Annotated in this window: 10 protein-coding genes; 3 read left to right on the forward strand and 7 right to left on the reverse strand. The window is 36.6% G+C overall.

The genetic code is table 11. The annotated features are described in order from the left end of the window. Window position 1 precedes the first annotated feature (1 nt). The 3 genes from Q4500_RS16960 to Q4500_RS16970 all read left to right on the forward strand — a co-directional run bounded on the left by Q4500_RS16960 (window position 2) and on the right by Q4500_RS16970 (window position 2,891). On the forward strand, window positions 2–805 hold the full coding sequence (locus tag Q4500_RS16960) for a Cof-type HAD-IIB family hydrolase (protein WP_303600776.1): 804 nt from the start codon (window positions 2–4) through the stop codon (window positions 803–805). A 33-nt stretch (window positions 806–838) separates the two neighbouring features. Then, window positions 839–2,113 (forward strand): DUF819 domain-containing protein, encoded by a 1,275-nt coding sequence (locus Q4500_RS16965; protein ID WP_303600777.1) that lies wholly within the window; start codon window positions 839–841, stop codon window positions 2,111–2,113. Window positions 2,114–2,195: 82 nt separating this feature from the next. Continuing rightward, window positions 2,196–2,891, forward strand: a complete 696-nt coding sequence (locus Q4500_RS16970; protein ID WP_303600778.1) for a DUF4369 domain-containing protein — start codon at window positions 2,196–2,198, stop codon at window positions 2,889–2,891. A gap of 79 nt (window positions 2,892–2,970) precedes the next feature. On the opposite strand, the gene Q4500_RS16975 is transcribed toward Q4500_RS16970, so the two are convergent. The 7 genes from Q4500_RS16975 to Q4500_RS17005 all read right to left on the reverse strand — a co-directional run. Next, entirely contained in the window at window positions 2,971–3,240 is a 270-nt protein-coding gene (locus Q4500_RS16975) for a hypothetical protein (RefSeq protein ID WP_303600779.1), read from the reverse strand. A gap of 58 nt (window positions 3,241–3,298) precedes the next feature. Continuing rightward, complete coding sequence (locus Q4500_RS16980; RefSeq protein WP_303600785.1) at window positions 3,299–4,261, reverse strand: type I phosphomannose isomerase catalytic subunit; 963 nt, start codon at window positions 4,259–4,261, stop codon at window positions 3,299–3,301. An 81-nt stretch (window positions 4,262–4,342) separates the two neighbouring features. Then, window positions 4,343–4,750 carry a 6-carboxytetrahydropterin synthase gene (locus Q4500_RS16985; protein WP_303600780.1) on the reverse strand — a complete coding sequence of 136 codons (408 nt, stop codon included), beginning with the start codon at window positions 4,748–4,750 and terminating at the stop codon, window positions 4,343–4,345. After that, window positions 4,750–5,280: an isopentenyl-diphosphate Delta-isomerase gene (idi, locus tag Q4500_RS16990; protein WP_303600781.1), complete on the reverse strand. Its 531-nt coding sequence runs from the start codon at window positions 5,278–5,280 to the stop codon at window positions 4,750–4,752. Before idi ends, Q4500_RS16985 begins: the two co-directional genes overlap by 1 nt. A gap of 60 nt (window positions 5,281–5,340) precedes the next feature. Beyond that, window positions 5,341–6,300 (reverse strand): type IX secretion system membrane protein PorP/SprF, encoded by a 960-nt coding sequence (locus Q4500_RS16995; RefSeq protein ID WP_303600782.1) that lies wholly within the window; start codon window positions 6,298–6,300, stop codon window positions 5,341–5,343. Beyond that, on the reverse strand, window positions 6,300–8,321 hold the full coding sequence (locus Q4500_RS17000; protein ID WP_303600783.1) for a gliding motility-associated C-terminal domain-containing protein: 2,022 nt from the start codon (window positions 8,319–8,321) through the stop codon (window positions 6,300–6,302). Before Q4500_RS17000 ends, Q4500_RS16995 begins: the two co-directional genes overlap by 1 nt. 32 nt (window positions 8,322–8,353) lie before the next feature. Beyond that, window positions 8,354–9,424: hypothetical protein (locus Q4500_RS17005; protein WP_303600784.1), on the reverse strand; the 1,071-nt coding region annotated here is incomplete at its 5' end.

Here is a 9,424-nt window from a genome sequence, read left to right on the forward strand (position 1 = left end):
TATGAAGTATAAAATTTTGTGTTCAGATTTAGACGGCACGCTACTTTCAACAAAAAGTGATGTTTCGCCAAATGCTATCGAGCAAATAGGTAAAATAAAAAATGAAACCAAAATCATACTTGTTTCCGCTAGAATGCCTAGTGCAATGTGGTATTTACAAGAAGACTTAGGTATTACTGACCAACCCATCATTTGCTATAATGGGGCGTTGGTTTTATCAGGTAATAAAGAACTTAATTCGGTGTTTATACCTATTAATATTTTAAATACGATTTACGAGTTGTGTGTGAACTTAGAAGCTGATATAGGGTTGTACTATAATAATGAATGGTACGTACCAAAAACTTCTTTACGAGTAGAAAAAGAAATCAAATACACGAAATCTACCCCAGTATTTCAAGATACCGAGCAAACATTACAAAATTGGAAAGAGCGTAACATCGGTGCTCACAAAATCATGTTGATGTGTACTAAAACAAGTGCAAATACATTGATGCCTATTCTACAAGAAAATCTAGGAGATTCTCTTAACCTGTACCGATCTAATGATACGCTTATCGAAATTGCCCCAAAATCGGTATCGAAGCTCTCTGCAATTAAACTGCTCATGGAAGAGCATGAATTGCTATCAGACATCATTGCCTTTGGTGATAATTACAATGATATTGAAATGCTTGAAAAAGTAGGTTGCGGTGTTGCCGTTGCTAATGCACGAGATGAGGTTAAAGCGATTTCAAATTATATTACATTAGAAAATACAGCAGACGGAGTAGCACATTACATAGCCAATAACTTGGTATATTAACTATATTTGATACTAGCAACTTACCAATAATTTATGCCAGATCTTATTACACAACCTTTAATTACCAACGATACCGTAGTATTCGGTCTATTGGCACTTTGCCTAGGCTTCATCTTTTTCACCTCAAGCTTAAAAACCGGATTGTGGAGTAAGCTTTACTCCGTTGTACCAGCAGTACTTATGTGTTATCTGTTACCAGCAATATTGACCAGTACTGGTATTGTCTCTGATGAAATTTCAAATTTATACTTTATGGCAACTAGGTATTTACTGCCTGCAGCGCTTGTTCTTATGACGCTAAGCATAGATATAAAAGCAATTTCCAATTTAGGATCTAAAGCAATTATTATGTTTTTGACCGGTAGCGCAGGTATCATTATCGGCGGACCAATTGCTATTCTTATCGTTTCCATATTTTCTCCCGATACCGTTGGCGGTAATGATTTTGATGCTATTTGGAGGGGGTTATCTACTATCGCTGGTAGTTGGATCGGTGGTGGGGCCAACCAAGCAGCTATGCTAGAAATTTTTCAGTACAATCCAGAAAAATATGGTGGTATGGTATTGATAGATATTGTAGTTGCCAATGTGTGGATGGCTATTGTGCTTTTAGGTGTTGGTAAAACCAAACAGATTGACAAATGGCTAAAAGCGGATACTTCTGCTATTGAAACCTTGAAAATAAAGGTGACGGAGTTTACAGAGAAAATTACTCGTGTGCCCACCTTAAACGATTATATGATTATGTTATCATTAGCGTTTACCGCGGTTGGTTTGGCACATTTTTTCGGAGACCATATCAGTACTTATTTAGAAAGTAATTTTGATGCTGTTAGCGATAAAAAAAGTTTTCTTTCGTTCTTAGGATCTGCTTTCTTTTGGATGGTGGTTATCGCTACCGGTTTAGGTATAGCACTTTCATTTACCAAAGCAAAGAATTACGAAGGTGCAGGTGCCAGTAAAATTGGGGGAATGTTTATTTATATATTAGTAGCAACTATTGGTATGAAAATGGATTTAAATAAAGTACTTGAAAACCCAGGATTGATTGCTGTTGGTTTTATTTGGATTGCCATTCATGCAGGATTAATGATTTTGGTTGCCAAACTCATAAGAGCTCCTTACTTCTTTTTAGCAGTAGGTAGCCAGGCGAATGTTGGTGGTGCTGCTTCCGCACCTGTGGTTGCTGCTGAGTTTCACCCGTCATTAACATCTGTTGGTGTACTATTAGCTGTTTTAGGGTATGTTGTAGGTACAGGCGGTGCTTTACTTTGCGCCTATCTAATGGAAGTTGCATCTAGCTTATAGGTATTCATAATTAATAACAAAATAAAGGGTTGGCGTTCTTTATTATCAAATTTTATAGATATTTGCGCCCTAAATAAATAGAATGAAGAAAATATTATTTGTTGTTGCAGCAGTACTAGCTTTAGGTTCATGTGGCGACAACCCAGAGGAAACTATGATTGTTAACGGTAAAATAAAAGGACTTAAAAAAGGTACGCTGTATTTACAACATGTACCTGATTCTGTTCTTGTTACTGTTGATTCTGTAGCCATAAACGGAGATGGAAATTTCTCTTTTACTACAAAATTAATGAGTCCAGAGATTTTTTACCTGTACTTAGATAAAAAAGATAATAACGACATTAACGACCGTATTACTTTCTTTGCTGAACCAGGCACAACTACTATTAAAACAGACTGGAACACATTTGATACTACTGCTAGAATAACTGGTTCTGAATCTCAAGAAAAATTTGAAGAATACAAACAGACCATGACGGGTATTAATAAAAGGAATGTTGAAATAATGATGAAGGCTGCCCAACCAGAAAATCAACTTAGCCAAATAAGTATTGATTCTTTAGAAAATATCAGCAATAGAAATACACAAAGAGGTTATGCGTTTGCTATTAATTTTGCCTTAAACAATAAATCGTCGTTTATAGCGCCATACATCGCTTTAAAGGAAATACCTGATGCCAACGTCAAATACTTAGATTCTATTTACCAAGTGCTATCGCCAGAGGTTGCTGAATCGAAATATGGTAAAGAATTAGCTGAACTATTGAAAAAGAATTAAATAGAACAAACCAACTTATTACAAATAAAAAAGCATCCTAAACTATTAGGATGCTTTTTTATTTTAAGGAAGAGGTAAACTATACCAACTTGTTAAGGTCATCGACCAATTTAGTTGCTGTAGTTTCCAAATCTTTTCTTACATCTTTGAAATGTGCTTTCTTGTTCTCAACATCGTTTTTGTTGACTTTAGCAACCAATTCATCAAAAGATGAAATTGCCTCATCTATAATTGCAGAACCTTCTTTTGAATGCGTAGTACCATTAGTAGCCTCAACTATATAAACACCTTCTATAATGTCACCAAGAACATTATTAATATCTTTCTTTAAATTTTTAATACTTGCCATTTCTAATTATTTTTTTGCAAAAATACAATTTTTGAACTGCCGTACAGTTAATTAGACCTTAAATAGTAACTTCTAATAGTTTAGCACCACTAGATTGTAAAGAAATCTTCTGTGTAGAAGCTGGCAATAATGCCGTTTCGCCACTTTTTATTGAAACTTCGCCTTCAGCAGTGCTGATTTTAGCTTCGCCACCAACACACATAAATATGGTAAATGAATCTCTTTGTGTAGTGTCTAAATCTAAATTCTCTGTTAGCTCAATGAAGTTGGTTTTAAAGTATTGGCAATCTACCATTGTATTTACCTCATTCTTTTCATGACCGTAAGAAACTTTGAAATCATCTTTCTTTTCATAATCAACGGCATCTAATGCTAGTTCTGTATGTAATTCACGAAGGTTACCATCTTTATCTTTTCTATTAAAATCGAAAACGCGATACGTAACATCAGATGTTTGTTGAATTTCTGCTAACATTACCCCTGCCCCAATTGCATGAATTTTACCTGTATTAATAAAGAAAGTATCTCCTTCTTTAACTTCCTCATAATTAAGAAGATCAAGCAAGGTATCATTATCAATACTTTCAGCGTATTCTTCTTTAGTTACATCTTTATTAAAGCCTACAATTAGTTCTGCTTTTGGATCTGCATCCATTATATACCACATCTCAGTCTTTCCAAAAGAATCATGACGTTCTTTTGCCAAGGCATCATTTGGGTGCAGTTGAATAGACAAATCTTGTTTGGCGTCGATAAACTTTATAAGAATAGGAAATTCTTTTCCGAAGCGTTCGACAACACTTTTACCCAAAAGCTCTTCTGCATTCGAGTCTATAAGTTCTTGAAGTGACTTCCCTTCTAAGCTACCATTGGCAACAACAGAAATATCACCTTTAACGGTAGATAACTCCCAACTTTCGCCAGTAATATCACTTTCTATAGGCTTACCAAAAACTTCCTTAAGCTTGGTACCGCCCCATAGTCTTTCTTTTAAAATTGGTCTAAATTTCAGAGGATGTATCATTGTATATCTTATTTGTTGGTCAATTATATCAGGTAAATAACGCTATATAGGAGTCTTTCTTATCTTTTAATGCTTGAATTATCCAGAGAACGTTACAAAATTTCTCGGCGTTTCATAAAGCACTACTTCTAAATCGTGCGATTTTTGAATATGCGGTCTTAACTTCTGCCATATGATGACCGAAATATTTTCTGCTGTTGGGTTTAACGTTTTAAACTCGGGTACTTCAATATTTAAATTCTTATGATCTAAATAGTCTTCAATCTCTACTTTGATCAGATCTTTTAACACCTTCATATCCATAACAAAGCCCGTTTCAGCATCTATCTCTCCTGTAACACTTACAATTAACTCATAATTGTGTCCGTGGAAATTAGGGTTGTTACATTTTCCGAAAATTTCTATGTTTTTACTGTCATCCCAATCTTTTCTATATAATCTATGGGCTGCATTAAAATGTGCTTTTCTACTTACTTTTACTTTCATTATTTCGCTGGCATTTTAAATAAGTGTTCGTAAAACTTATCAAAGATAATCTTAAACCATGCCGTGTATTCATTAGGGTTATTAGATATATCTTCTTTTATAGCCTCAGGAGACATCCATTTCCATGCCTCTACCTCTTCTGGATTAATGTTTGGTTCAGCATCATAACTACCTATCATTACATGATCTAATTCATGTTCGGTTAAACCATTATCGAAAGGAGCTTTATAAATGAAGGAAAATAATTCTTTTAATTCTGCTTGAAACCCCATTTCTTCTTGAAGTCTACGTTTACCAGCTTCAATATTAGTTTCACCTACACGTTGATGACTACAGCATGTATTTGTCCATAATAATGGAGAATGATATTTAGATGCCGCTCGTTGTTGCAGCATAATCTCACCGCTGTCATTTGTAATAAATACTGAAAATGCTCTATGCAAAACTGCCTTTTCATGGGCTTCCATTTTAGCCATAGTGCCTATTTGCTCGTTATTTTCGTTTACGAGAATTACCTGTTCTTCCTTCATAACGTAAAAATAAGGCGTTTTACGTATTTTTCGTAATGATGAATATATAAAAAGAAAAATCTAGAAGAAACGTGGAGATTTTAAGTTGTTCTTGGTCATAATGAAATCGTATCTGAAAATTATCTCAAACGACCCATCATTAAAGGCAGTATTACCTAGGTCTGTTGTTTCCTTATCATACGCTAAACCAATTAAAAACTTATTGGATACATTGAAACCCGCCATTCCACTAAATGCGGCATCCCATCTGTAGGCTCCTCCTAAAATAAACTTTTCGTTAAACATAAAGTTTGCCGATAAATCTACTTGTAAGGGTGCTCCCTGCACCACCTTTGTCAATAATGCCGGTTTAAATTTTACAGACTCATTCAAATCCCAAACATAACCAGTAATCAAATACATGTTCATTTGTTCTTTAGCCGTAGAAAGGTTGCTTTCTTGAAAATGCGATGTTTCTAAAAATCGAGGCACCGATAAACCTGCATAGAATCTTTCGGTATGATAATATATACCTGCTCCAATATTAGGAGAAAGTCTATTATCGATATCTTGTTGTAAGGTTGGATCTGTTGTATACTGGTTTAATTCTGAAAACCTAACATCTAACAAGTTAGCACTAGCTTTTAATCCAAAACTTAACCTACCTTCAGTTGAAGTATAAACGGTATAAGAAAAATCGATATCAAAATTAGTTTCTGAAGTTGGTCCGATTTCATCATTAACAATTGACAAACCTAAACCTACACCCCGATACCCTATAGGTGAATGCACATTAATAGTTTGTGTAGTTGGCGCACCATCTAAACCTACCCATTGAGAACGATGCAAAGCACCTATACTAATATGCCCTCTAGAACCCGCGTATGCAGGGTTTACACTTATGGTGTTATACATGTATTGAGTATACTGCGCGTCTTGCTGCCCATAAGAAAACACTCCAAAACAAATTGCAACTATTGCGACAGCCCGTTTTAGAAAATGCTTTTTAAGTATGGTTGTATATGTATTCAATATTTTCATTATCTATTTATATATATGTAACCAGACAGTGTTTCTGTTTCTCCATTCGGTAATTCATAATCTAAAATATAGAAATATGTACCTACTGGTAATTTACTGTCCATGTCAACGGTTACCCTACCTTCAGATGTTCCATCAAAGACGTTACCTTCGGTATCATATGCTTTTGTCATATATACCGCTACACCCCATCTGTTATAGATTTTCAGTGTATTGTTCGGGTAATTCTCTAAACCGTCTATTCTAAGAACATCATGAATGCCATCACCGTTAGGTGTAATAACGTTGAAAACTTCAATTTCTTCTTCTAGCTGACCTAAATCTGAATCTAAGTAGTTTGGTATACCATCAGAATCAGAATCATCATCAACGTAATCTCCATTAAGGTTAACATCTTCATCTCTTGTTTCTATACCATCATCATCATCATCGGTATCTCTATAATCTGACTCTTCGTCATTATCCGTATTTGGCAGTTGTGCGTAAGGATCATCAATTTCATCGTTGACATCCGTATCAACCGAAATTGCACCTTCATAACCATCATCCAATCCGTCATTATCTTTATCAGAACCAATCATAACAACATCAGCAATACCATCGTGATCATGGTCATGAGCTTCAATAGCATCTAGTACATTATCATTGTCACTATCCTCATCTAAATAATCAGGTAGGTTATCTCCGTCTGTATCCACAGGGAATAATCCAGTTAAACCATTAGCTTCATACGCATCATCTAAACCGTTGGTATTCGCATCGATCCCAGAAGGTGGAATGTATTCTGCCGTCGCCTGAGCTTCAACATTATCTGGTATACCATCACCGTCAGCATCAATATCTAGATAATCTGGGAAGCCGTCACCATCAGAATCTGTTGGATCAGTAGAAGGGTCATTATCGCCATCTAAATTTAAATCTTCAAAACTATCAACGATACCGTCATCATCACTATCCATATCAACACCCAATGGGTTAATAAGAATAGTTATGGTCGATGTGCTACAGTTACCTACTGTATCACAAACCGTATAATCAAATGCATCTGTACCTAAATAGTTATTATTCGGGAAATATGTCGGAATATCATCCGATGGATCATTCGGTGTACCATTATCATCAACAGTTACAGAACCATTGGTTGGTTGCGTTACACTGAATGTACCATCGGTTGGTAAATCATTATCATTTACTTGCCATGTATCTATTACTGTAATTGCATTGATATCAATTGCAATAGAATCATCGTTAGTATCTAATATTGGTAATACTTCTACGGTAACGGTTGCCGTACTACAATCGCCATAAGCATTACAAATGGTATAATCGAAAGTATCTGTGCCGTTAAAATCTACATCTGGAGTATAGGTAACAATATCATCCATCGGATTGTTTGGTGTACCTCCATCATCAATTGTTACCGAACCATTTGCTGGATCAGTCGTTGTTAAGGCTCCGACATCTGGTAAATCGGCATCATTACCATAAATATCTATAATTACTGGTACTTCTTCGTCTGTAGTTACAAAATCATCTTCTAAATCTGCTGCTTCAGGCAAACACACCACCGTAAAATTTGGTAGACTAAACGTATTACCTGCTTTTGTTACTAGTGCAGTATATTTTACCACTGCATCGGTAGCAATGACCATGGGACTTAATTGATCACCTGGTAATGGCGGACTCCAACTTACCGAAGCTGTGCTTGGTACGTTAGAAGTAATATCCATTGTTACTTCATTGTCTGGATTATTACAATCGGTTACAATAAAATACCCTGTTGCATTAGAGCCACATAAGGTACCGTCATAGGTTGCAAAGTAAATACCCGGTTGGGTTACTTCGTAAAAAGAATCTGTACCAAGTACGTTTGCCGTGTCTGAAGCTTCATACCAACGAAAGTTATTTTGATCACTATCCGTAGGTGCCTGAAGTAAGAACTGGGCATTAGATACCAACACTCCCAGTATCGTAGTTACGATACTGAGGAATATGGTTTTATATATATGCGTTTTTTTCAAATCGATTTGAGATCTAAGCTTTATTAAGCTAATTATTTGGCTACAAAAACTACATTAATCAATGTATTATAATCTGTTGGTGCTGCAATTACATCATAGGTCATAACACCTGTCGCACTTACATTTACATTGTCAAATACTGTATCATCATAATGCGTTACGTAATAGTATAGTTCTGTATTAGCATACGTTGGTATTGCTGCTGGAGCTCCTGCACTAACTACATCTGGTGTACCATACTGATCAATATACTCTGCATATAAATCTATTGTTCTACCAGTACCCGTTGTTGCTACATCTACCTCTATAGAAGGCGGATAGAAAATATCAGGCCTTGTATTGGCTATCAAATATGGATCAGCTGATGTACCTGTACCACTTACACTAATATCTGTGTCTGGCGCAGCTTCTACAATCGTTTCTGCACCATTTGCTGTTGGTACAGATAAGTTATAATTAATACCTGTTGGAGTCACTGTTACAGAACCATCTGTTGATGTAATTGTCTGTATTTCATTATTAGAATTGTTATCATTATCAGCAATAGAAACTGTACCACCACCATTAGACAAAGTTATATTTGTACCTGACTTAGATAGTGTTTGAAGCTCGTTTGATGCATTTGAATCGGCATCATTTACATTTAAAGTAATTGCATTACCTCCTGTAATAGATATTTGACCTGCTGCTCCTGTTGTTGCCAATGTTTGATCATCAGTTGCTGGATCACCATCCTGACCATCCTGACCTGGTTGGCCTGCAGGACCCGCTGGTCCTGTTGCCCCGGTAGCTCCTGTTGCGCCAGTCTGACCGTCTTGACCTGCAGGACCCGCTGGTCCTGTTTGTCCATCTTGACCTGGTTGACCATCTTGCCCTGCTGGACCTTGTTGACCTGTTGCTCCTGCTGGACCTTGTGCTCCTGTTGCTCCATCGTTTCCATCTGCTCCCGCTGGTCCTACTGGACCGGCTGGACCTTGTGCTCCCGTTGCTCCTGTTGCTCCATCGTTTCCATCTGCTCCCGCTGGTCCTACTGGACCGGCTGGACCTTGTGCTCCCGTTGCTCCTGTTGCTCCATCGTTTCCATCTGCTCCCGCTGGCCCTAC

Source organism: Maribacter sp. 1_MG-2023 (assembly GCF_030547005.1).
Classification (GTDB): domain Bacteria; phylum Bacteroidota; class Bacteroidia; order Flavobacteriales; family Flavobacteriaceae; genus Maribacter.

Coding starts and splice junctions, on each gene's coding strand:
- Q4500_RS16960 (WP_303600776.1), top strand. CDS start 2: ATGAAGTATAAAATTTTGTGTTCAGATTTAGACGGCACGCTACTTTCA.
- Q4500_RS16965 (WP_303600777.1), top strand. CDS start 839: ATGCCAGATCTTATTACACAACCTTTAATTACCAACGATACCGTAGTA.
- Q4500_RS16970 (WP_303600778.1), top strand. CDS start 2,196: ATGAAGAAAATATTATTTGTTGTTGCAGCAGTACTAGCTTTAGGTTCA.
- Q4500_RS16975 (WP_303600779.1), bottom strand. CDS start 3,240: ATGGCAAGTATTAAAAATTTAAAGAAAGATATTAATAATGTTCTTGGT.
- Q4500_RS16985 (WP_303600780.1), bottom strand. CDS start 4,750: ATGAAAGTAAAAGTAAGTAGAAAAGCACATTTTAATGCAGCCCATAGA.
- idi (WP_303600781.1), bottom strand. CDS start 5,280: ATGAAGGAAGAACAGGTAATTCTCGTAAACGAAAATAACGAGCAAATA.
- Q4500_RS16995 (WP_303600782.1), bottom strand. CDS start 6,300: ATGAAAATATTGAATACATATACAACCATACTTAAAAAGCATTTTCTA.